Below are 23,471 nucleotides of genomic sequence, written 5' to 3'. Positions count from 1 at the left end.
ATAGTTACAGAAACCTAGAAATTAAAAAAAACCTGCTTAACAGCAGGTTTCTATTTTTTAAGATATCATCATTAAGAACCATTCGTAAGATGAAAATATCGTGGATCAGGATATTGAAATTCATAATCCAGTTCTGAAATTAATTTTGAGGGCGATATTGTTCTGCCTTGGGTGGTACGTTCACCTGAATACGACAGATCTTTCTGTGCATTGATGATCTCTTCTTTATTAGGATGCACAGGCGCCACCACGTTATAGACTTTGGACTGAGACTTATTCTCCAGCATTTTTTCAACGACTGAACAAATGTCGGCATAATGAATATGGTTAACCAGCAGATCCAGATTGGATATATTATAATTCTTTAGAAGCCTCTGGTCCCCCATTAACCCTGCTAATCTCAAAATATTAACTTCAGGAAATCTGCTTTTTATAATACCCTCGCTTGGCACATCATCTGCAAGACGGTCATCTTCCGTAAACTCTTTTTCAGTATCAGGATATACTCCTGTAGAGCTCATCAAATAGACCTGACCTTTATAATCTCCAAGAAATGCAAGTAAATTCTTAGCTCTATCATACAAAGGAATTTCAGCTCCTCTCACTCCCGAAAACGGAACCGTGATAATCACCGCATTCAACTGTGGCGCTATTTCCCACTCTTGCATTGTTTTCGATATATCTTCATCTGGAAAGCTGACCTGAGTGATGTGGTATCCTTTAGCGGATAAATCTTTTATTTTAGACGCTGAGGTGGTGGTTGCAAAAATCTCATATTGACCTGATAACTTCTCTGCTATATGAGCGCCTAACCAGCCACAACCTATAATTCCAATTTTTTTCATTTTTTAATTTATGAATCTATTTGTTAAAAAACAAATGTTTGTCTATGAATCCATCAACACTTCTCCATCCTTCAAAACCCTATACTCCTGTCCTACCTCATCAGAAATTCTTTTCAGATCATTCTCATCAAACAGCTGTGGAATATAACATTTCTCATGCGAAAACAATCCATAATGTATCGGAACCAGTTTTTTAGCATGTAAAAGATGAGCCGCAGAAAAAGCTTCCTTCAAATTAAGTGAAGCCGGAACCGGGCTGTATTCCAATCCTATTATTTCAAAGTTCACAACAACACCATTAGCAGGCAAAAATGCATACTCTATATTTTCATTCTCTTTTCCCAATTTCCAGAACTGGTTATGCCAAATGGTATCTCCACCATGAAAAATTTTAGTGGTTGCATCTTCCACGATCCATGAAGACTGAATTTCTCCTACTCCGTCCATTGCAAATACAGGTTTAAAGGTAATACTGTTTTCTGTAAAAACTTCATTAAGGTTCAATACAACCATTTCAATATCACCCATAATCTTTCTGACAACTGATTCTAACCCTGAGTATACAATTAGTTTCCCATTCTTTTTCAGGCATTTTTCCACAACACTTTTATCAAAATGATCCAGATGCATATGGGTAAATAAGATATAATCTGCTTCTATCTCATCTGTAAAAGAGATCACTTCGTCTACAGCCTCTCCTAATACAGGTTTGTAATAAGAAAAGTCCTCTACTGCATCCATCAAAACTGTTTTCCCCTGAGAAATCAGTTTTATTCCTGCCCAGTTTAATTTTTGTATTTCCATATTCTTTTTTCAACAAAGGAAAAGACTTATAGAAGGTCAAACAATAAACAAAAGTTAATTAATTCTCTTTCTGATTCGGCTCAGAGAAATTGGAGTGATCCCGATATATGACGCCAGATATTTTAAAGGAATATTCTGAATATAATGAGGCTTGTTGGCTAATAGATATTCGTAAAGATCCTGAGGAGTATTTTTAAGCAGAAGCATTTCGCGTTTCATAGCGGCATTCAGTTTCCTGGTCAGATAATAATTTTGCACAAAACGACACTCAGGGTTTACAGCGAACATTTCTTTTACCTCATCTAAAGTAATTTCCCAGGCAAGACCACTGCTGATGGACTCATAAATACCTTCAGAACCTTTATCTCCAACGGTAAAAATATCACCGGGAAAGTAGAATTCTGCACAAACTTCGGTATCGATGTCTGAAGTACTGTTAATATAGTATTTACGGACAAGCCCATCTTCAAGAAGATAGGCTTTATGGTCCGGGAATATGTTTTTCTTTGAAAACTCAACCTCAGCAAATTTCTCCCAAACAGGATCACTATCCTCTACATTGAGGTGTGAAAACAGTTGTTTGTTAATACTAGCCAATGCTGAATTATTTATAATTTACAGTAAGTTTTCGTCTACAAGGTTCGGAAGGGTTACCTTTAGGTTAGGTTCAACTTCCATCGCTCTTTTAATTGCGAAAATAGCCCCTTCATTTCTTGCCCAGCTTCTTCTTGATATTCCGTTATTCACGTCCCAGAAAAGCATAGACTTTAATCTTCTGTCGGCATCATCACTACCATCCAGCAGCATTCCGAAACCTCCATTGATTACTTCACCCCAGCCTACTCCACCACCATTATGGATAGAAACCCAGGTTGCCCCACGGAAACTGTCACCAATAACGTTGTGAATAGCCATATCTGCCGTAAACCTGGAACCATCGTAGATATTGGAAGTCTCTCTGTAAGGAGAATCTGTTCCAGAAACATCGTGATGATCTCTCCCTAATACTACAGGTCCTATTTCACCATTTTTAATCGCTTTATTGAAGGCTTCAGCAATCTTCATTCTTCCTTCTGCATCGGCATACAGGATTCTTGCCTGTGATCCTACTACCAATTTATTTTCCTGTGCTCCTTTGATCCACTGAATATTATCCTTCATCTGCTGCTGGATCTCTTCAGGAGAGTTTTTAATCATTTCTTCCAATACAGCACATGCAATTTCATCAGTTTTCTGTAAATCTTCCGGTTTTCCGCTTGCACATACCCAACGGAATGGTCCAAAACCGTAATCAAAGCACATTGGTCCCATAATATCCTGAACATAACTTGGATATTTAAATTCTCTTCCTAATGTTGGATTATCTGCCATTACATCTGCTCCGGCTCTGGAAGCTTCCAATAAGAAGGCATTCCCGTAATCGAAGAAGTAAGTTCCTTTTTCTGTATGTTTATTGATCGCTGCAGCGTGTCGTCTTAAAGTTTCCTGAACTTTTTCTTTAAATAATTCAGGGTCTTCAGCCATCATTGCATTGGATTCTTCAAAACTTTGTCCTACCGGATAATATCCACCCGCCCAAGGATTGTGAAGTGATGTCTGGTCTGAACCAATATCAATTCTTAAATCTTCTTTGTCAAATTTTTCCCAAACGTCCACAATGTTTCCAAGGTACGCTAAAGAAACCGTTTCTTTATTTTGTTGTGCTTCTCTTACTCTTTTTACCAATGCATCAAGGTCTTCATAAATTTCATTCACCCATTTCTGATCATGACGAATTTTGGTGATTTTTGGATTTACTTCTGCACATACGGTAACACAACCGGCAATATTTCCTGCTTTTGGCTGAGCTCCACTCATTCCTCCTAATCCTGAAGTTACGAAAAGTCCTCCTTTTGGCTCTTTATTGATCTTTCTGAAAGCGTTTAAAGCAGTAATCGTTGTTCCGTGAACAATTCCCTGTGGGCCGATGTACATATAACTTCCTGCAGTCATTTGTCCGTACTGCGTTACGCCAAGAGCATTGAATTTCTCCCAATCATCCGGCTTTGAATAGTTCGGGATCATCATCCCGTTCGTTACGACTACTCTTGGTGCATCTTTATGAGACGGGAACAATCCCATCGGATGTCCTGAATACATGACCAAAGTCTGCTCATTGGTCATTTCAGACAGATACCTCATCGTCAACAGATACTGTGCCCAGTTGGAGAAAACAGCACCATTTCCCCCGTAAGTAATCAATTCATGAGGATGCTGAGCGACTGCATAATCCAGATTGTTCTGAATCATCAGCATAATGGCTTTCGCCTGCTCAGATTTTCCCGGATAATCTTCAATGGATCTCGCTTTCATCTCGTAATCCGGACGGAAACGATACATATAAATTCTTCCGTAATCCTCCAATTCCCGCTTAAATTCAGGAATTAATTCTGCATGAAACTTGGGATCGAAATAACGTAAAGCATTCTTTAATGCCAGTTTTTTCTCTTCTTCCCCTAAAATTTCTTTGCGCTTTGGAGCATGGTTGATATTGGTCTCGTATGGTTTTGGTTGTGGCAGCTGATTAGGAATCCCCTGCTGTATCTGTTCTTGGAATGTCATATTGCTATTTAAAGTTCTATGTTTAAACAATGTTTGAAGTTTTAAAGATATTCAAATTATGAAATATAGGCAACAAAAGAGGGGAAAAGCAAAGGGGGAAAGAATGAATAAGTAAAAAAATTGATTATCAACCCTGTGAAAAGATAATCAACAGTATATTTTTAAATACTATATTTGAAAAGATGCACTCACATTCCCCTCCTCTGGAGTGGTGGATTTCAAAATTCAAAGAATTTTGGAAGACGGGGTGGTTAAAACACACAAATGAAAGAAATACTAACCTCCATCAATGGAATTCCCATTCATAAAAATTTTGTAGAAAACCTTCCCTATAATCCCTATTTAAAAGTATTATTAAAAGAAAAACGTAAAGCCGGAATACTAGGTGAAGTTATCTTCTGGAAAAAAGTTAGGGCCAGAACTTTTCATCATATTGATTTCGACAGGCAAAGAATTATTGGAAACTATATTGTCGATTTTTATGTGAAATCTTTAGGATTAATTATAGAAATTGATGGTTCAAGCCATGAAGGGAAAGAAGTTTATGATGACATTAGGCAAAAATATCTGGAATCTTTAGGTCTATTGGTTTTTAGGATTGCTGATTTTGACGTAAGAAATAATCTTGTGTTGACTATGAAAGATTTAGAGGATTTTATTATTACGCATTATGGAACCACCCCGTCTTCAAAAATTTGATAATTTTTGAATCCACCCCTCCAGAGGAGGGAAATTTCTTCTTACAAAATAAGATTATAACCCAGATGAAAAATAAAAAACCTCACTGAAATTCAGTAAGGTTATTATTTATTGTACGTATGAAAACTTCTTAAGTTAGAACATCATCATTTTCCTCTTCATGATCGTCCTCATTATCACTGAGGCTCCAATAGTTGTTTTCTTCATCTTCCTCTCCTATTTCTTCCATTTCATCATCCTCTTCGGCTCCTGGGATATCCAGGCCTTTATCTATTTTGTCATCATCTATATCTTCGTCAAATATAGGATTCCCGTCTCCATCCAGCGAAATATGTTTTTCTCTTTTGAATATATCTTCGTTGGGATCATAATCCATACGTTCTAACCTTTTATTCTGTTCATTAATATTGTTTTCTGGTGCCATAATATTTAGGTTTTAAGGGTTACTATAGTAAGAACAAAAATAATTCCAACCAGTAGATTTATCTCAATACAATTTTCAAAAAGAAAGTTTATTATGTAATGGTATACCTTATTATTCACTCAGTTATAGTAATTTTATTATCATTGTTATATTAACATTTTTAATACAATAATAAGATAAGGAATACTTCTATATATTTGAAAAGATAAAAAACAGCTATGAAAAAAAAATCAATATTCCCTTTAACCATCATTACATTAGGGCTAAGTTTATCAGGTCATGTTCTATGTGCTCAGAATATCAAATTTGACAAGGCAACCATCAAACAGGTTATTTATAGTATTGATTCTATCATTCAAAGAAATTATGTATACCCTGATAAAGCCTTATCAATCGTCAATTTTCTCAATAAAGAATATAAAAAAGGAAAATACCAAAACCTAACCAATCCCCAGGATTTTGCTGACAAAATCAATACAGACATACATTTCATTCAGGATGATAAACACTTACGCATTGAATATAATCCTTCATTAGAAAATAATATTATTAAATTCAATTCTTCAGAATCCAATAAAAATAAAATAAACGAAGCGGACATTGCAAAAGAAAAATCACAAAATTTTTACTTTAGAAAACTGGAAATACTCCCTTCAAACATTGGGTATCTGGAATTTACAAATTTTGCGTTACCAAATGATGATGCAAAAAAAATAATTCATTCAGCTATGCAGTTTTTATCAAATACCGATGCATTGATTATTGATCTGCGTAATAACCGTGGTGGCAGCGGAGAATCCAATAATATACTAGGATACTTTTTTAATGGCAGAACAAAAATAGGAAGAAGCTTTAATCGTATTAAAAATACCTGGAGTGATAATTATGTGGAAGGCTTACAAGATACCAACGGGGTATTCATGAAAATGCCCGTTTATATACTGACCAGTACAAAAACATTCTCAGCAGCTGAAGGTTTTGCTTACACCTTACAAACTCTTTATGGTGCCAAAATAATCGGCAACAATACGAGTGGAGGAGCACATCTGACACGAAGCTTCAGCCTCACAAATGGCTTTGTGGGTTTTATTCCTTATTTGCGTAGTGAAAATGAAAAAACGCATACAGATTGGGAAGGCACCGGGGTTATTCCGGACATTCAAACTGATACTCCTCTTCTTACTGCACAAAATGAGATTCTTAAAAACAAACTAACATCCACTAATAATAGCGAAAAGCCCAAAATACAATGGCTGATTAATTATAATCAGTCACAAATAGCCAATATTAAAGCTGATAGCAGCCAACTCGACAAATATACTGGCCGATTTGCTGAATTCGAAATTACAAAACATGATAATCAATTGAACTTCAGAGATGTTAATCAAAAAAGCAACCTTACTTTTCCTATGATCGGGATTTCTAAAAATTTATTTCAGGTGGGAGGAGACTATCAACTTGAATTCGTTAATGAATCTGATGGCAAATATCAATCAATTATAATGAGCTGGAGTGATGGATATTCTGAAAAAATAGATAGAACTCCTTAAAAGCATAAAAATCACTGAACGGTCTCAATGGATCCATTCATTGGTATGTATAATCAGATCTGTCTCTTAATCATAGACCTCAGGATTCACACAATTAGGCATCTGTTCTCCTTTTGAAAAAGCAATAAGATTTCCGGCAGCTAGTCTTGCCATTCCGTTTCTGGCTTCAATGGTTGCTGAGCCAATATGGGGCAATACACAAACATTAGATAATTCTAAAATAGGATTGTTCGCAGACATAGGTTCCGGATTGGTTACATCAAGACCTGCCCCCCAGATCTTTCCTTCAGTTAATGCATGATATAAGTCCTGTTCCTGATGGAAACCGCCCCTTGCTGTATTGATAAAGATAGCATCAGAATTCATCTTTTCAAATACCGACTGATTGAATAGATCTTTATGTTCAGGAGTATAATTGGCGTGAACACTCAGCACGTCTGAATTTCTAACCAATTCATCAAAGGAAACATAAGTTGCATCAAGTTCTCTTTCTGCTTCTTCATTGCGGTGACGATTGTGGTAAATAATTTCCATATCAAAGGCTTTTTTACACTTCTCAGCCATTTGAAAACCAATTCTTCCTAATCCGAAAACACCCAGTGTTTTACCATAGAGTTCCTGTCCCAAAGCATGCAAAGGATCAAAAGCACCCCAGTTTCCTTCTTTTACTTTTTGAAAATTATAACTTGCTCGTCTTGCTACCGATTGCATTAGTAAAAAAGCAACATCAGAAGTCGCTCTGCTCAACACATCGGGTGTATTTCCAATCGGAATATTTCTTACATTCGCTTCTTTTATATCCACATGGTCAAATCCCACAGAATACAACGCGATCGCTTTTATATTAGGGCAGGAATCAAAAAATAATTTGTCATATTTAAAATCACCGCCAACATTTAAAATAACATCTGTATTCTGACAATACTTCAGCCATTCTTCATAAGTTAGATTTTCACTTTCAGGAAATACAATCTGTAATCCTGCTTCCTGCAACATATTGATTCCGACCTCAGGAATTCTTTTATTAACAAAGACTTTCATCATTACTTTTTTGGATTTAAATAAAAAACCTCACTTGCAAAAAGTAAGGTTATTCAACTTTAATATTAAATATTATTTTTTTCATCAGAATGGTTCTTATTCTTCTCCCAAGCCTCAGAAGCTATTTCCTGAATTTCTTCCCAAACTTCTTTTACCGACTTCTGTGCATGGGTCATAAATCCCTGTTTTGTAGCCTCCTGATTCTTGCTTTTCATATCATGAATATAATCTTTTACCTGCTGGGAATAGCTTTCTACACTATATCCGGGATTATTGTTCAGGTTCTTTTGAAGATTACTGAAATCATGGGACGCTTTGAATCTGTTTGTGTCCATAATCATAAGATTTTAAGTGGGTTTGTTTTTAAAGAAGTCCAATTTCTATTCCGAACTGAACCAAAAATTTATTAAAAAAAACACAAAAAATTTTAAATTATATCAACTACAAAATTTTTCTTTTTCAATATGATATCTTCCAGATTACACCTCAAAATTCACATTTTTTTGGCCTCGATTGCATCCTATTTCATTAAGAACTGGTGTTTGAGACCAGTTCCTCTACCAGTTCTATGACTTAGCAATTATTTTTTAATTCAGAATTCAATCTTAGTTTTTATTGATTGGTGTTTCCCAACATCGGAACAAACTTATACGCTCCAAATTCTTCTTTTTCAAACTCTGTAGGCCCTACTTTTGTGAATCTGTATAACACCTGTTCATCTGTTGGTCCTAATGGGATCACCATTATGCCACCTACCCTTAACTGTTTCAATAATTCCGTAGGTAAAGTTCCGGCTCCACAGGTTACAATAATTTTATCGAAAGGAGCAAAAGTGGGAAGCCCGGCGAATCCGTCTCCAAAGCTTTGGAATTTAGGATATAAATGAAGTTCTCTCAATTTGTTTTTTGAGAAATCGAAGAGATCCTTTTGTCTTTCCACTGTATATACATGAGCTTTCATTGCGATTAAAACAGCGGTCTGATATCCACATCCGGTTCCTATTTCCAGTACTTTCTCACCTGCTTTCACCTGTAACAATTCAGACTGTTCTGCTACCGTTGATGGATGAGAAATGGTTTGATGCGCCAAGATGGGGAAAGCCCTGTCTTCATAGGCAAAGTCTTCAAAAATACTTTCAATGAAAAGGTGTCTCGGAATTTCATTCATTGCCGAAAGTACATTTTCATCCGAAATCCCGATTCTGTATCTGAGATATTCTACTAAATTCTTTCTTTTTCCTTTATGTACAAACGAATCCTGCATGTGACAAAAGTAAGAAATTAGATTTTAGATTTTAGGAATTGGATGAAAGAATTATCCACAAAAAAACAAATTCTGCCTTTCCGAATATAACTTCTTTCTTATCTTTACAGAAATTTATACAGCTATGTTAAAAGCAGGTTTGGTAGGTGCCGGACACTTGGGAAAGATCCATTTAAAACTTCTTAATCAGTCAGATCGATATGAGTTTGTAGGCTTCCACGATAAAGATATTGAAAACGGGAAAAAATTAGAAGCCGAATTCGGATATAAATATTTTGAAAATTTTGATGAATTGCTTGAGCAGATTGATATGCTGGACATTGTTACTCCTACAGTCTATCATTATGATTATGCATTAAAAGCAATTGCAAAGGGACTTCATTTCTTTATTGAAAAACCAGTTACCCAAACCCTGGAACAGGCAGAAGAAATCCTGCGTTTATGCCAGGAGAATGGCATTAAAGCACAGGTAGGACATGTGGAAAGATATAACCCGGCTTTCATAGCAACCAAGGAATATATCAACAATCCGATGTTTATTGAAATTCACCGTTTGGCTGAATTTAATCCTCGGGGTACCGATGTTTCTGTGGTATTGGATCTTATGATTCATGACCTTGATATCTTGCTAAGCATCGCAAAATCTAAGGTAAAAAACATCCATGCCAGCGGTGTGTGTGTAGTAAGCAAAACTCCTGATATTGCGAATGCCAGAATAGAATTTGAAAACGGATGCGTTGCCAACCTTACCACGTCCAGAATATCAATGAAAGCTATGAGAAAAAGCAGATTCTTCCAGAAAGACGCTTATATCTCAGTAGATTTTCTTGAGAAAAAGGCAGAAGTAATCAGAATGAAAGACGCTCCGGAAAGTCCTACTCCATTTGACATGATTATTGAAAATGCTGAAGGAGAGAAAAACCAGATCTTGTTTGAATATCCAAATATTCAGCCTAACAATGCTATTCTTGATGAATTAAATTCTTTTGCTGATGCCATTACGGGTGATAAAAATGTAGAAGTTTCTCTTGAAGACGGAACCGAAGCCTTAAAGGTTGCTTTAGAAATTATGAAGCTTATCAGTCAGAAATAAAAATATACTGTTTTCATTAACAGTAATACTTACAATGCTATCTTAATAATCAAAAAAAGGTTATGAGATAGCATTTTTTATTGATTACAGATGTCATTTAAAAAATAAAATCACTGATTTATTATCAGAAAGTCAGTTTCAAAACAAAAAAAATAATATATTTGAAAAACAATTCAGCAAATATTTGAAAGATTTTGTTTTACATATCCAATGGATTCCGGCCAGAATAAGTGGTCTTCATATAGACTCTTATTATGATGCTACCATTTTCTTATAATTAAAATCTAATCCCCTCATTATTTAAAATCAAAACAACTATGAAAAGATCCATCCTATTATCCGCCTTATTATTGTCTCAATTTGGGACATCTCAATTATTAAAGACTTCAGGAAAGAAAATCGTTAATGATAAAGGTGAAAATATCCAGTTGAGAGGCCTCGGTTTAGGAGGTTGGATGCTACAGGAAGGCTATATGCTGAAAACAGCTGATTTTGCTGGCCCTCAGTATAAAATTAAGGAAAAAATAGCTGAGCTGATTGGTGAAGATGGTATGCAGGAGTTTTATAAGGCTTATTTAAAGAATGGAATTACGAAGCAGGATATTGATTTTTTAGCAAAAGCCGGTTTCAATTCCATCAGACTTCCGATGCATTATAATCTGTATACTCTTTCCATAGAAAAAGAACCGGCAAAAGGTAAGGATACCTGGCTGGAAGAAGGTTTTAAAATGACCGATGATCTTCTTCAATGGTGTAAAGACAACAAAATTTACCTGATTCTTGATCTTCATGCTGCCCCTGGCGGACAAGGAAATGATGCCAATATTTCTGATAATGATAAGACTAAACCTTCTCTTTGGGAAAGTGAAGAAAATCAAAGAAAAACAGTTGCACTATGGAAAAAACTAGCAGAGCGCTACAAAAACGAACCTTGGATTGGCGGATATGATATTATCAATGAGCCTAACATCAATTTCACAGGAAAAAACCCCAACGGAACAGACGAAATGTCAAATGCTCCTCTTTGGAAACTACAGAAAGACATCACCGATGCTATTCGTGAAGTTGACCAAAAGCATATTATCTTTATTGAAGGAAACGGCTGGGGCAATAACTACAACGGATTAATCCCGATTTGGGACAACAACATGGCTTTTAGCTTTCATAAATACTGGAATTACAATGATGATAAAACCATTCAATTTGCACTGGATTTAAGAGAAAAACATCATATACCAATCTGGCTTGGAGAAACCGGTGAAAATTCGAATGTATGGTTCACGGAACTGATTCAATTGCTGGATAAACACAATATTGGATACGCTTTCTGGCCTATGAAAAAGATTGATAATATCGCCGGAATCACGAATGTAAAAACAACTCCTGAATATGAAAAACTCTTGGCTTATTGGAAGAATGGAGGTGAAAAGCCTTCTAAAGAATATGCTCAAAAAGCTTTGATGCAAATTGCTGACAACTACAAATTCAGCAATGTAGAAGTTAAAAATGATGTTATAGATGCGATGTTCAGACAAGTTTCGGATGATTCTACAAAACCGTTTAAGAACCACCAGGTTCCCGGAAGAATATTTGCATCAGACTATGATCTGGGAAGAATGGGGTCAGCTTATCTGGATAAGGATTTCATTAATCTCTGGGTAAGTGATCCTGCAAAAAGATCAGAATGGAACTATGGTCAGCAAATGAGAAATGATGGTGTTGACATCTATTCATGTCAGGATAAAATAACCAATCAGTATTATGTAGGAAAAACAGAAACCGGAGAATGGTTACAGTATACAGTCAATTCCAAGGTGAATAAAAATTATACCTTCGAGATCAGATACTCGAGTATTAATCCTTCCAAAGTAAGGATTGAGGATGCTTCAGGAAAAATATTGGCAAGTGTCGCACTGCCCTCTACAGGCAAAAATGAAAACTGGACTACCGTTTCTACGAAGAGTATCCCATTTCAGAAAGGAGAAAATAAATTCAGAATTGTATTTGAAAATGGGGGCGTAAATCTGAATTATTTTGAAGTAAAATAATAATAATTACCTTAAATTGCAGATCCCTTTTAGATGCTAAAAGGGATTTCTTTTTAATCTGTTATTATGAAAAAAATAGCCGCAATTTTCCTTTTAATATCTACGTTTGCGTCAGCACAAAAATCATCTTTGGAACAAAAAATAAGTGCAATTACAAAGAATAAGCAAGCTACGGTAGGAGTTTCTGTTTTAGGATTTGAAAATCAATTTAAATACAGCCAAAACGGTGATAAAAAGCTTGCTATGATGAGTGTTTTCAAGTTTCATGTGGCCTGTGCAGCACTGGATCTTGTAGATAAAGGAAAACTTTCGTTGGACCAAAAGGTTTTTATTAAAAAATCTGAACTGTATAATACATGGTCTCCTTTCAAAACTAAATACCCTGAAGGAAATAGAGAGGTTACTTTATATGAAATCATAGACTATACGGTAGCATTAAGCGATAATAACCTCTGTGACATCCTGATAGAACTTGTAGGAGGGACCCAGGCTGTGCAGAAGTTTATGAATTCTAAAGGAGTTAAGGACTTCCAGATTAAACATAGTGAACGCGGGATGGCTCTTAACGGATGGGACTCGTTATTTGAAAATTATACTACAACCAATTCTACCGTACAGCTTTTGAAAAAGTTCTACGACGGAAAGTTGCTTTCAAAAAAATCTACCGATGATCTGATGCAGATAATGCTGGGAACCCAAACGGGAGCCAATAAAATTGTGGAACAACTGCCTAAAGGGACTCCAGTAGCCCATAAAACGGGATCTTCCAGTATAAAAGATAATATTCTTACGATTGCAGAAAATGATATGGGAATCATCACTCTTCCTAACGGAAAACACTATGCCATTGCGGTATATGTAAGTAATTCCAAGGAGTCGGAAGCAGAAAACTGCAGAATAATCTCTGACATTTCAAAAGCAGTCTGGGATAATTTTAATAAATAAAATATTAAGCTTAATTTTAGCGCAGAGAATCGGATTGATTCTTTGACTTCATCAATATGAAAAAAGGACTATTAGCAGCGGCTTTATTTTGCTCTACATTCTTCTTCTCACAGAAGAATCAAAACTATTTAAAGATCGGCTATACAAGTGTATGCTGTGGTACGGCTTCTGAAAAACCGGTCATCAGTTACCTGAAAGAATTTAAAAGGAAAAATCAGATTAGAAGTCTGGAGATCCTGATGCAAAAAGGAATGGGCAGAGAAGGCGAATTTGAACTGTATGTAGGTACTGATTTCCTAACCCTCACCCAGAAAAAACGACTTATACGCGGACTTACAGCTTCTATTTCTAACCAGAATAATAACAAAAAGTCGCAAAACATCGGAAATATAAATTTTGATTCCACAGATATCGCTCATCAGGAGGATCTCATGAATGCAAAAAACTTAACTATCTATAAAAAATAAAGGAAAAATGATCAAAAACATTGTAGTTATCGGAGCAGGAACCATGGGAAATGGTATTGCACATACTTTCGCACAAAGCGGTTTTAAAGTAAATCTTGTAGATGTATCTCAGGAAGCTTTAGACAGAGGATTGAAAACCATTACTACGAACCTTGACAGAATCATTGCAAAGGGAAACCTTACCGAAGAGCAAAAAGCTGAAACGTTGGGAAACATCACTACTTTCACCGCTCTTAATGATGCTGTGGGAGCTGCTGACCTTATTGTAGAAGCTGCTACTGAAAACCTTGATCTTAAATTAAAGATCTTTGGTCAGATGGATGAATTGGCTCCTGCAGGTTGTATCCTTGCGACCAATACATCTTCTATTTCTATCACGAAAATTGCTGCTGCTACAAAAAGAGCAGATAAAGTAATCGGAATGCACTTTATGAATCCGGTTCCTATCATGAAGCTGGTTGAAATCATCAAAGGATATTCTACTTCTAAAGAAACTTTCGATGCTATTTATGATATGAGCAAATCATTAGGGAAGGTTCCTGTAGAAGTGAATGATTATCCGGGTTTCGTAGCCAACAGAATCTTAATGCCAATGATTAATGAATCTATTGAAACACTATATAACGGTGTAGCTGGTGTAGAAGAAATTGACACGGTAATGAAATTAGGAATGGCTCACCCAATGGGACCACTTCAATTGGCAGATTTTATTGGTCTTGATGTATGTCTTGCGATTCTAAACGTAATGTATGACGGATTCAAAAATCCTAAATATGCTCCGAACCCATTATTGGTAAACATGGTAACAGCAGGAAAACTTGGAGTAAAATCAGGAGAAGGTTTCTATGATTACTCTGAAAGTAAAAAAGCTGAAAAAGTTTCAAAAATGTTTTTAAAATAATTATTCAAATTATGAGTTGTGCGTTATAAGTTATAAATTTGGGTTCTCAACCTCTACTTATACTAAATAACTACAGCTTTGATGAAAATTAAAGAGAAAAATATTCAAATATTATTGGTCATCACTACTATAGTGATGACCATTTTTCGTTTTTTACTCAATGAAAAAGGAAGAGTAAATCCGGATTCTATCCGCTATATGAGATTTGCTCACGGACTGCCTGTGATTGATAATACAACGACTCCTCTGGGCTATCCTTCAGCCATAAAATTCTTTACCTACTTTGGATTGGATGAGTTCTGGAGCAGTAAACTAATCGGCATTCTCGGCTGTCTGTTTATTATTTTATTCGCTTGGCAAAAGAAATTCTATTTCAGGGAGTCAATTGTGGTATGCAGCTTATTCAGCATTCTTTCCATTTTTGCTTTTACAATGAGTGAAGCACTTATTTTACCTTTTATATTCCTTTTTCTGTATACGTCAACTCTTATTATTGATAGAAAAATAGAAGGCTGGAAATCGGTTTTTTACCTTTCCCTATCTTTGATTATACTGTATAATATAAGATATAGTGCACTCTTTATCATTGGTGGAACAGGCTTGTATGGACTTATTTTCTGGAAAAGAAAGTATGGACCTTCCTTCATCATTTCGGCAGCTATAGGAATGATTTTCATTGTATTGTATAAGTTTTTATTCATTGATTATTTTAATAAAGACTATGTACAGGACTTTTTGGAAATAGGACTTCACACGACTCCTGAATTATTGGTAGAATTATTCCAGGGATTGAGTACTACTTTTAACCCGTTTATTCACATGGCCAATCCTGCTGGTGGTATTATCAATTATGGAATTTACGGAATTGGTGTACTAAATCTTCTTTTCATGGCATTCCTTTTTATTAAGCAAAAGCTTTCAGATCCTGAGTTCTTTTGTGTTTTCATAGGAATTTTAGGAATTGTCTGTTCTTATTTTATACAGTATTTCTATTCCATAAACCCTATGGATTATAGATTACTAGCTCCCTTTAGCTTTCCGCTCTGGTTGGTTTATTTTAAAAAACTGTTTGAAATCTTCAATACTAAAGTGTATGTCATTGGTATTTTGAGTTTGATGTCCGGAATGCTGTTCACTTGGCTTTCAAAAGGGAATTATCTTGAAAACAGAAAAGCGATTACAGGATTTTTAAAGTCGGAAAATTTAGATAAAGTTCCGCTGAAGTTTTTTATTATTGAGGAAAAAGATTTGGAGAAAGTGCAATTAGCTGAGCTCATCAGCACTGTAAACCCTCAGTTAACGGTAACCTTCAAGCCTCAGGATACTCTAAAAAAAACAACATTAACGCGTTATAAAGTTTTACAAAAAGTTAAGATCGACAAGAATAAATATCAATAATTTTATTATCTTTGAGAAAGTTAAAACATTAAAAAAATGAAATTACCAAAGTTTTTATTAGCAGATAATTCGGAATTTCCAGAAGATCTATTCGTAGTCCACACAGAATATCCAAGATTTATCCTAAATGTTGAGGAAGAGGAAGTTGAGTGGTTAGATGATCTTGAAGGAGACGATGAAGAAACTATGGCAGACGAAGCTACGAAAGTGGTAGAATCAGCATTCAAATGGTGCGATGAAGAGTTGGCTAAGTACGACGAAGAAGAGGAAGATTAATAACATCTAAATCATAAAAAAGGAACTCAAATTGAGTTCCTTTTATTTTTTATTCTGATTTATTGAATTTCAATAATAAAAGATTGTCTTTATAAAGCTCCAGTACATTTCCTGAAATTACATATTTGTTAGCTTTACTCATCATATCCATAAAGTTCTGCTCTACTCCGATATTGTTACACATCATTTTGGTAGACCCCATTTGTCCTGCTGAAAAACCTCCTGTAGAAGGATCTATTGTAGCCGTTCCAAAATAGTTGTTACAACCTGCATTTCCGTTGATCTTTTCTCCTTCAATATTTAATGTTGGAATTTTGCCTTTTACGTTATCGGCTAGTGTCCATTTTGTATTGGCAAGAGCCGGCTGAGCTTTTCCTACTTTAGAAGCAGATGGACTTGTCATGGTTCCACACGATACCAATACTGCTGCTGTACATATACTTAAAAAAAGATTTTTCATTTTTTACTTTTTGAATTAACCCAAATTTACGGATTTTATCTTATTTAAACGGACCACTATCAATTTTATTATTCTTTAACAGTTGATATTTTTTACTTCATCATGGAGCAAAGAGAAGCCATCTCAACGTTGGAATGTTTATTTGATAGATTGGAAAATACTCAGGCGCAAGGTGATGAACAATTCTAATGTTCTTTAAAGCACCAGGATTTTATCTGCGAAAAAATTGTATGCTGCTGACATATGCTTTCATGATTTGCCACGAATGCACAACTAAAATAATATATACCCCTAAAGCCTATATGTCTATGTTATTTTTTTTAAACCACATAGACACATAGAATATTATTTCATAATCTATTTAATCCCTAGAATAATTTAAAAACAAAAAAAAACGGACTTTAAAAAGCCCGTTTCAATATATTTCTGTAATCTTATAAATTAAGATCTCAATTCTGCATTGAATTCTTTCTGGAAAGATTTAATTAGAGAATCCATTACTTCAGTGATTTCCTTGTCTTCCAGTGTTTTTTCTTCATTCAACAGCTCAAAGCTCATGGCGTAAGACTTCTTACCTTCAGGAAGGTTTTTCCCTTCATATACGTCGAATAAGTTAATCCCTTTAATGAATGGGGATTTGTTTTTCTTCGCGGTCTGGTATAGCTCCTGATAATTAACATTCTTATCAATCAATAACGCCAAGTCTCTTCTGATCTTGTTGAATTTCGGAATATCTTTAAATTTCAATTCGTTTTTAGAACGTAATTCCTGAGCCCATTCAAGTTCAATTTCAGCATAGAAGCAATCCTGATCAATATCAAAATCCTTCAACAATGCCGGAGTTACTTTTCCGATTCTTACCAAGACTTTACCTTCTGCTTCATAAGCTAATGCATCAGAAAATCTATCATCAGATAAAGCAACTTCTTTATAGTTTACTCCTAATCTTTCCAATAAAACGTTTACATATGCTTTAAGGTTGTAGAAGCTTACTGCAGATTTAGGCTGTAACCAGTTTTCAGCTACATCTCTTCCCGAAACAATAATGGCTAATTGCTTTCTTTCTTCGTATTTCTCTCTTTTGTGGTAGATTTTTCCTAATTCGAAGAACTTGATGTCTGCATTCTTTCGGTTGATATTATAAACCGTATTCTGAAGAAGCCCTTCTAATAAAGATTTTCTCATGAATGCAAGATCACCACTTAGAGGGTTTAATAGTTTTACAGCATCCGTTTCGTCTTTTACTGAAGTTAATGAGTTGTTCATTACCTCATTGAAACCAAGACTTTGTAAAGATCTTGCCCAGCTGTTTTCCAATTCATCCTGATCGTTTGCACTTAGCTTAACCGGTGTAAATGAAATCTTCTGAGGAGCATCAATTTTATTATATCCATAGATTCTTAAAATCTCTTCAATAACGTCGATCTCCCTTGTTACGTCTGCTCTGTAAGCAGGAACAGAGATTTCAAAGCCGTTAGGAATTTCATTTAAAACCTGGATTTCCAATGCCTTCAGGATCTCTTTTACTTTCTCTCTGTGAATTTTTGTTCCTAAAATCTGTTCAATCTTAGAGAATCTTATGATCACATAGTTATCTTCTATTTTCTTAGGATATTCTTCTAAAAGCTCCCCTACCAATTTACCTTCAGCAATTTCCTGAATCATTTTGATAGCGTGCGTAATAGCTGTTCTTGTAAGATTTGGATCTACCCCTCTTTCAAATCTGAAAGAAGCATCAGTATTTAAACTGTGAAGTTTTGCTCCTTTTCTTACCGCAATTGGATTGAAGTAAGCACTTTCAAGGAAAACTGTTTTTGTAGTTTCAGATACACCTGAATTTTCACCACCAAAAACCCCGGCAATACACATTGGAGTATCCTGGCCATCTTTAATCATGATCTCAGTACCGTTCAGTGTTCTTTCTACTCCATCAAGGGTAGTGAATTTTGTTCCCGGTTTTACCACTCCTACTTTCACTTTTTTGTCTGCAATTTTATCTGCATCAAATGCGTGAAGCGGCTGTCCGTACCCGTGAAGAATATAGTTGGTAATATCTACAATATTATTGATTGGGCTTAGTCCGATTGCCTTTAACCTGTCTTTTAACCAGTTGGGAGATTCTGCAACTTTTACATCTTCAATCACCGCACCGATATATCTTGGACAAAGTTCTGCATCTTCAATTTCTAACTTGAAATCGTGAGTTCCCTCGTTATTTAAAACTTCGGAAGCTACTTTATTAAATTGAGACTTCTGCTGGTTTGTAGAAAGAAACGCATGAAGATCTCTTGCAACACCATAGTGAGACATGGCATCTGTTCTGTTGGGTGTTAATCCAATTTCAAGAACCTCATCATTCGTTAATTCAAAATAGTCTGCAAAGTTTTTACCTACTTCATATTTGGTTTCATCCAAAACCATGATTCCTCCGTGATCTTCGCTTAAGCCAAGTTCATCTTCTGCACAGATCATCCCTTGAGAAACCTCACCTCTGATTTTTGCTTCTTTAATTTCAAAAAAGTTTCCGGTCTTATCATAGATCTTTGTTCCAACAACGGCTACAGGAACTGTTTGTCCTGCTTCTACGTTAGGAGCTCCGCAAACAATATTCAATATTTTTCCGTTTCCAACGTCTACTGTTGTCTTCTTCAGTTTATCAGCATTCGGATGTTTTTCGCAGGTTAACACTTTACCTACAACAATTCCTTCCAGACTGCCTTTTACACTTTCGAATTTATCTATCCCTTCAACCTCAAGACCTATGTCTGTAAGGAATTCACCGATTCTTTCAGTTTTCAATTCCGTTTTTACAAAGTCTTTCAGCCAGTTGTTTGATATTTTCATTTGCTTATCTATCTACTTGTTTAATTCGTCAAACGAAACATGAGGTTCCATCTGTACTATTTTTGAAACTTTTATTTGAAATTCCGTCCCGTTATTGAGTCGGTTTTTCGCGGTACAAATGTCGTGTTTTTTTGAGAAATACAGAAATTTCAGAGCGATTTTAAGAGAATTAATTTTCATTTATTTTTCATCGGAAGACTGAATAAATCAATCTATACTCTGCTTCTTCTTACAATTTTACTAAGTAATTTAAAATCCTTAAGCTGATGGCTTTAAAACTTTCTTTAAACTATCGGAAAATAAAACCAATCCGCCGGCCATCATAATGATGTCTTTTATAACCAAGCGCCCCGCTCCCGAGAGGTAAGGAAATCCGTATTGAGGGGTCGGGTAATCACCTCCAAGATTAGGAACATATACTTCAGGAGTAGTCACCAGAAAAGATAAAGTAACCAGTGACATCAAAAACGTCAAAGCTCCTCCTACTGCTCCGATTTTAGGAAACCAAATTCCCAGTAAAACCCCAATTCCTATGATGACAATCATCGTACCCAATCCGTAAGAAAAAGTATAGGTACAGTTTTGTGTATGCCAGTCAATATTTTTCTTTACCACTTTTCCTTCCGGATTTTTATATAAAGTATATTCCGAAACAAGCTTTTTATCTTCATTCTGTACTTTATTTCCTGCACTTTTGTAGAAGAAGCTCATGAAAGGGCTATTAGCAACAAAAGGTACTATTCCGTCAGCTTCATATTGAAAGGCTTTAAGCCCACCAATCCAGGCCATGACAATAAATATTGATATTCTCAGAAAGTTGAAGAAATAAGCATCCAACTTTAATAATCGATTGTATAAACTACTGTTTTGCATATGATTTACTTTTTAAACAAAGGTATTCACATGCCTACGGCCCTACCATAGATATTTCAGGATATTACATGGACATTTTTGCCACTATAGAAATGCCCACTTTTTCCCGGTATTGTTTTGGGGAACAGCCCACTGTTTTTTTGAAATACCTACTGAAATAGAATTCATCATCAAATCCTAATTCTGAGGCAATCTCTTTTATGGATCGATACGTTAAATGAAGAAGCTTTTTAGATTCAAGAATAACTCTCTCATTCATCAGCTGACTAGGGGTCTTTCCAAATTCTTTTTTGACAACCTTACTTAAAGTATTATTCGTAATGTTGAGTTTATCACTATAAAATGAAAGCTCTTTTTCATTTTTAAAGTTACCTTCGAGCAATTTCTGAAATTCTGCAGCATACTTATTGGGTAACTTTTCGTTGATTACTGAGCTATTTTCAATCCCGCTTTTTTGTTTACTGCCAATAGCAAGAATCAACTGGATATAAGTTTTAATAATGGATTGTGAAAATTGGTGTTTCTCAGATTCTTCTTTTTTAATATGGTTAAAAAGCTCTAAGATATATTCATAATTCTCTTTTGAAAGTTCTATACTGGGATTCAAATAGATATTATTGAAAAGAAGTCCATTACATGCCACTTCTTCTTTATGATATTCTATGCAGTAAAAATCACCATGAAAAAACAGCATTTGAATGTTCTCATCGGTATTCGAAATCAGTTTCAACTTTTGATAAGGGGAAAGAAACAGAATATGATAACCATTATAAGGGTAATTGATTTCATCCACAGAAAATATCCCTTCTCCGTTCCATATCATCACAGTATAATTTTCAGTAGTAAATTCTGAAAGAAAATCCGAAGAAGAGTAAGATTGTATTGTCACATCCATAATGAGAGTTGTAATCCTACACAAATAACGTTATTTTTTCTGAAAATGTAATAATATGTGTGGTTGTGAGGTTGTTTTTAACGCAAAGTTTTTTATCATAGTTCTGTAGATTTCAGGGAGCAAAGATGGAATCAACAAGTTGATCTTAATTAAGCTTGGGGTAAGGTTTGAAAATACGTTCTGAAAACAAAAAAAGCCGGATCACTCCAGCTTTTAATATTTGTTATTTTAATCTTATAACCCGATTACCGGCATTGATAACATTAAAATATTTTCGTTTTCTTCAAGACCATCAAGTGGCTCAATGATTCCCGGTCTGTTAGGTTGAGACATTTTCATTGTAATATCATCAGATCCAAGGATTGTCAACATTTCAGTTAAAAATTTAGAGCTGAATCCAATGTTGATATCTTCTCCGTTGTAATCACAAGGAATCTGCATATCTGCTTTGTTTGCATATTCAGTATCTTCTGCATGAAGGTGAAGAATATTTCCTGAAAGCTTGAATCTTACCTGGTTGGTAGATTTATTAGACATGATGGATGCTCTCTTGATTGCTCCTAATAAAAGGTTTCTGTTTATGGTCAATACATTCGGGTTTTCTTTAGGAATTACCGCTGTATAGTTTGGATATTTACCATCAATCAGTCTACAGATCCATATGTGCTTACCAAAAGTAAATTTAGCCATATTCTCATTGAAGTCGATTTTCACATCTTCATTTGAGCTTGCCAGAATATTTTTGAAAATATTCAAAGGTTTTTTAGGCATGATAAACTCCATTGGTTCAGCATTCATCAGGTCTGCTCTTTTGTAAACAACAAGCCTGTGAGAGTCTGTAGAAACGAAATTGGTTTCGTTTTCTGTAAACTGGAATAATACTCCTGTCATGACCGGACGAAGTGAATCGTTACTGGTGGCAAATAATGTATTGGTTAAGGCTTCAGACAATACTCCAGCCGGCATTACCACGCTTTGAGAAGCGTCGAATTCTGGCAATTCGGGATAGTCATCAGCGTTATCTAATGCTACTGCGAAATTATCTTTTTCATCTAAAATCTCAAGCTGGCTTCCAGTTCCTTCCGCATTGTCCTTTACAACAAATGTTAAAGGCTGTTCTCCATATGTCTTGATAAAATCCTGAAAAATTTTAGCAGGAACAGCAAATTTACCTGAGTCATCAGACTTTACTTCCAGAGAAGTTACAAGAGTTGTCTCGCCGTCAGATGCTGTAATGGTAACATTATTTCCGTCTAATTCAAAAAGATAGTTTTCTAAAATCGGTCTCGATTGAGAGCTTGATATTACGCCACTTACAGTTTGCAACGCCTTCTGCAGTTCACCACTTGAAATAATAAATTTCATAGATTTATAAAATAAGTTTCTACAAATATAATAAATACATACAACAAAGAAAAGAATATTCCCGACGAGTTTTTAACAAAGATCGTCAATGGGGTTTCAGACCCGATATTACGTTCTGGTTTCCATAGTGGTATATTTTTATCTCAAATATTGACCACTGAATATATTTTAATCTTAATAATCCAAATATAACAGATTAACGGCAACAATCAAAATACAAAAGCTATCTTTGTTGAAATAAAGTAAAAAAACATGCAAAAACCTCCTCTCTATAAAAGTTTTCTGAATGCTTTCCGGGGTGTTTTTATCATGATTAAAACGGAAAGAAATTTTCAGATTGAGCTTCTTGCCTTCTTCATTAATCTCTTCCTTATTTTTTATTTAAAGCTTACTTACGCTGACGCAGCTTTAATTATTATGGCATCTGTAGCTGTTTTAAGCGCTGAAATTTTCAACACAGCTATCGAAAAGATATGTGACATCATTCAACCTGATTTTGACAAAAGAATCGGATTTATCAAGGATATAGCAGCCGGTGCAGTTGTACTCATAGCCATCGCTTCTGTGATTATTGGGGTTCTGGTATATTGGAAGTATTTTTTTTAACCACCCCGTAAAATCTTTGATTTTACCACCCTCCGAAGAAGGAGAATGTCATGTCTCAGGTCTTCCATTTAAA

Annotated in this window: 23 protein-coding genes; 10 read left to right on the top strand and 13 right to left on the bottom strand. The window is 35.2% G+C overall.

All coding sequences use genetic code 11. The features are described from left to right. Nucleotides 1–71: 71 nt before the first annotated feature. Genes EG344_RS19770 through EG344_RS19755 form a run of 4 tightly spaced genes read right to left on the bottom strand, consistent with a single transcriptional unit; the run spans nucleotide 72 to nucleotide 4,250 of the window. Nucleotides 72–845, bottom strand: a complete 774-nt coding sequence (locus EG344_RS19770; RefSeq protein WP_123911065.1) for a hypothetical protein — start codon at nucleotides 843–845, stop codon at nucleotides 72–74. A 42-nt stretch (nucleotides 846–887) separates the two neighbouring features. After that, a complete protein-coding gene (locus EG344_RS19765; RefSeq protein WP_123911064.1) occupies nucleotides 888–1,649 on the bottom strand; it encodes an MBL fold metallo-hydrolase in 762 nt (253 codons plus the stop codon). A gap of 54 nt (nucleotides 1,650–1,703) precedes the next feature. After that, entirely contained in the window at nucleotides 1,704–2,246 is a 543-nt protein-coding gene (locus EG344_RS19760; RefSeq protein ID WP_123911063.1) for a Crp/Fnr family transcriptional regulator, read from the bottom strand. 18 nt (nucleotides 2,247–2,264) lie between these two features. Further along, nucleotides 2,265–4,250: a urocanate hydratase gene (locus EG344_RS19755; protein ID WP_123911062.1), complete on the bottom strand. Its 1,986-nt coding sequence runs from the start codon at nucleotides 4,248–4,250 to the stop codon at nucleotides 2,265–2,267. A gap of 264 nt (nucleotides 4,251–4,514) precedes the next feature. On the opposite strand from EG344_RS19755, the gene EG344_RS19750 reads away from it, so the two are divergent. Beyond that, a complete protein-coding gene (locus EG344_RS19750) occupies nucleotides 4,515–4,949 on the top strand; it encodes an endonuclease domain-containing protein (RefSeq protein WP_123911061.1) in 435 nt (144 codons plus the stop codon). Nucleotides 4,950–5,079: 130 nt separating this feature from the next. Here EG344_RS19750 and EG344_RS19745 read toward each other — a convergent pair whose 3' ends face one another. After that, a complete protein-coding gene (locus EG344_RS19745; protein ID WP_123911060.1) occupies nucleotides 5,080–5,373 on the bottom strand; it encodes a hypothetical protein in 294 nt (97 codons plus the stop codon). A gap of 218 nt (nucleotides 5,374–5,591) precedes the next feature. Here EG344_RS19745 and EG344_RS19740 point away from each other — a divergent pair, with 218 nt between their 5' ends. After that, the gene (locus EG344_RS19740; RefSeq protein ID WP_123911059.1) at nucleotides 5,592–6,923 is read left to right on the top strand and encodes a S41 family peptidase; all 1,332 of its coding nucleotides are present in this window, start codon (nucleotides 5,592–5,594) and stop codon (nucleotides 6,921–6,923) included. 66 nt (nucleotides 6,924–6,989) lie between these two features. Here EG344_RS19740 and EG344_RS19735 read toward each other — a convergent pair whose 3' ends face one another. The 3 genes from EG344_RS19735 to EG344_RS19725 form a co-directional block, all read right to left on the bottom strand. Further along, nucleotides 6,990–7,967, bottom strand: coding sequence for a 2-hydroxyacid dehydrogenase (locus EG344_RS19735; RefSeq protein ID WP_228412781.1), 978 nt, complete (start codon nucleotides 7,965–7,967; stop codon nucleotides 6,990–6,992). Between the two features lie 62 nt (nucleotides 7,968–8,029). After that, a complete protein-coding gene (locus tag EG344_RS19730; protein ID WP_123911058.1) occupies nucleotides 8,030–8,299 on the bottom strand; it encodes a prevent-host-death protein in 270 nt (89 codons plus the stop codon). 277 nt (nucleotides 8,300–8,576) lie between these two features. Continuing rightward, nucleotides 8,577–9,227, bottom strand: coding sequence for a protein-L-isoaspartate(D-aspartate) O-methyltransferase (locus EG344_RS19725; protein WP_123856418.1), 651 nt, complete (start codon nucleotides 9,225–9,227; stop codon nucleotides 8,577–8,579). 124 nt (nucleotides 9,228–9,351) lie between these two features. Here EG344_RS19725 and EG344_RS19720 point away from each other — a divergent pair, with 124 nt between their 5' ends. From EG344_RS19720 to EG344_RS19690, 7 genes are all read left to right on the top strand, one after another. Further along, the gene (locus EG344_RS19720) at nucleotides 9,352–10,320 is read left to right on the top strand and encodes a Gfo/Idh/MocA family protein (protein WP_123856422.1); all 969 of its coding nucleotides are present in this window, start codon (nucleotides 9,352–9,354) and stop codon (nucleotides 10,318–10,320) included. A gap of 317 nt (nucleotides 10,321–10,637) precedes the next feature. Continuing rightward, nucleotides 10,638–12,368: a cellulase family glycosylhydrolase gene (locus tag EG344_RS19715; RefSeq protein WP_123911057.1), complete on the top strand. Its 1,731-nt coding sequence runs from the start codon at nucleotides 10,638–10,640 to the stop codon at nucleotides 12,366–12,368. A gap of 66 nt (nucleotides 12,369–12,434) precedes the next feature. Beyond that, on the top strand, nucleotides 12,435–13,313 hold the full coding sequence (gene bla-A / locus EG344_RS19710) for a CGA/CIA family class A beta-lactamase (RefSeq protein WP_123911056.1): 879 nt from the start codon (nucleotides 12,435–12,437) through the stop codon (nucleotides 13,311–13,313). 56 nt (nucleotides 13,314–13,369) lie between these two features. After that, on the top strand, nucleotides 13,370–13,780 hold the full coding sequence (locus EG344_RS19705) for a hypothetical protein (protein ID WP_123911055.1): 411 nt from the start codon (nucleotides 13,370–13,372) through the stop codon (nucleotides 13,778–13,780). Between the two features lie 10 nt (nucleotides 13,781–13,790). After that, complete coding sequence (locus EG344_RS19700) at nucleotides 13,791–14,681, top strand: 3-hydroxybutyryl-CoA dehydrogenase (protein ID WP_185145613.1); 891 nt, start codon at nucleotides 13,791–13,793, stop codon at nucleotides 14,679–14,681. An 81-nt stretch (nucleotides 14,682–14,762) separates the two neighbouring features. Then, nucleotides 14,763–16,079, top strand: a complete 1,317-nt coding sequence (locus EG344_RS19695) for a hypothetical protein (RefSeq protein WP_123911053.1) — start codon at nucleotides 14,763–14,765, stop codon at nucleotides 16,077–16,079. 36 nt (nucleotides 16,080–16,115) lie between these two features. Then, nucleotides 16,116–16,355, top strand: coding sequence for a hypothetical protein (locus EG344_RS19690; RefSeq protein ID WP_123856434.1), 240 nt, complete (start codon nucleotides 16,116–16,118; stop codon nucleotides 16,353–16,355). Between the two features lie 49 nt (nucleotides 16,356–16,404). Here EG344_RS19690 and EG344_RS19685 read toward each other — a convergent pair whose 3' ends face one another. The 5 genes from EG344_RS19685 to dnaN form a co-directional block, all read right to left on the bottom strand. Further along, on the bottom strand, nucleotides 16,405–16,815 hold the full coding sequence (locus EG344_RS19685) for an META domain-containing protein (protein WP_123911052.1): 411 nt from the start codon (nucleotides 16,813–16,815) through the stop codon (nucleotides 16,405–16,407). Between the two features lie 441 nt (nucleotides 16,816–17,256). Beyond that, nucleotides 17,257–19,659 carry a phenylalanine--tRNA ligase subunit beta gene (pheT, locus tag EG344_RS19680; RefSeq protein ID WP_123911051.1) on the bottom strand — a complete coding sequence of 801 codons (2,403 nt, stop codon included), beginning with the start codon at nucleotides 19,657–19,659 and terminating at the stop codon, nucleotides 17,257–17,259. A gap of 258 nt (nucleotides 19,660–19,917) precedes the next feature. After that, the gene (locus EG344_RS19675; protein WP_123911050.1) at nucleotides 19,918–20,532 is read right to left on the bottom strand and encodes a DUF417 family protein; all 615 of its coding nucleotides are present in this window, start codon (nucleotides 20,530–20,532) and stop codon (nucleotides 19,918–19,920) included. A 64-nt stretch (nucleotides 20,533–20,596) separates the two neighbouring features. Continuing rightward, a complete protein-coding gene (locus EG344_RS19670; protein WP_123911049.1) occupies nucleotides 20,597–21,427 on the bottom strand; it encodes an AraC family transcriptional regulator in 831 nt (276 codons plus the stop codon). Between the two features lie 234 nt (nucleotides 21,428–21,661). After that, nucleotides 21,662–22,792: a DNA polymerase III subunit beta gene (gene dnaN / locus EG344_RS19665; RefSeq protein ID WP_123856442.1), complete on the bottom strand. Its 1,131-nt coding sequence runs from the start codon at nucleotides 22,790–22,792 to the stop codon at nucleotides 21,662–21,664. Between the two features lie 252 nt (nucleotides 22,793–23,044). Here dnaN and EG344_RS19660 point away from each other — a divergent pair, with 252 nt between their 5' ends. Next, on the top strand, nucleotides 23,045–23,398 hold the full coding sequence (locus tag EG344_RS19660) for a diacylglycerol kinase family protein (protein ID WP_123911048.1): 354 nt from the start codon (nucleotides 23,045–23,047) through the stop codon (nucleotides 23,396–23,398). Nucleotides 23,399–23,471 lie beyond the last annotated feature (73 nt).

Origin of the sequence: Chryseobacterium sp. G0162, assembly GCF_003815715.1 — a bacterium.
Classification (GTDB): domain Bacteria; phylum Bacteroidota; class Bacteroidia; order Flavobacteriales; family Weeksellaceae; genus Chryseobacterium.
Note: the sequence above shows the minus strand (reverse complement) of the source record. Positions and strands in the feature narration are given on the sequence as shown.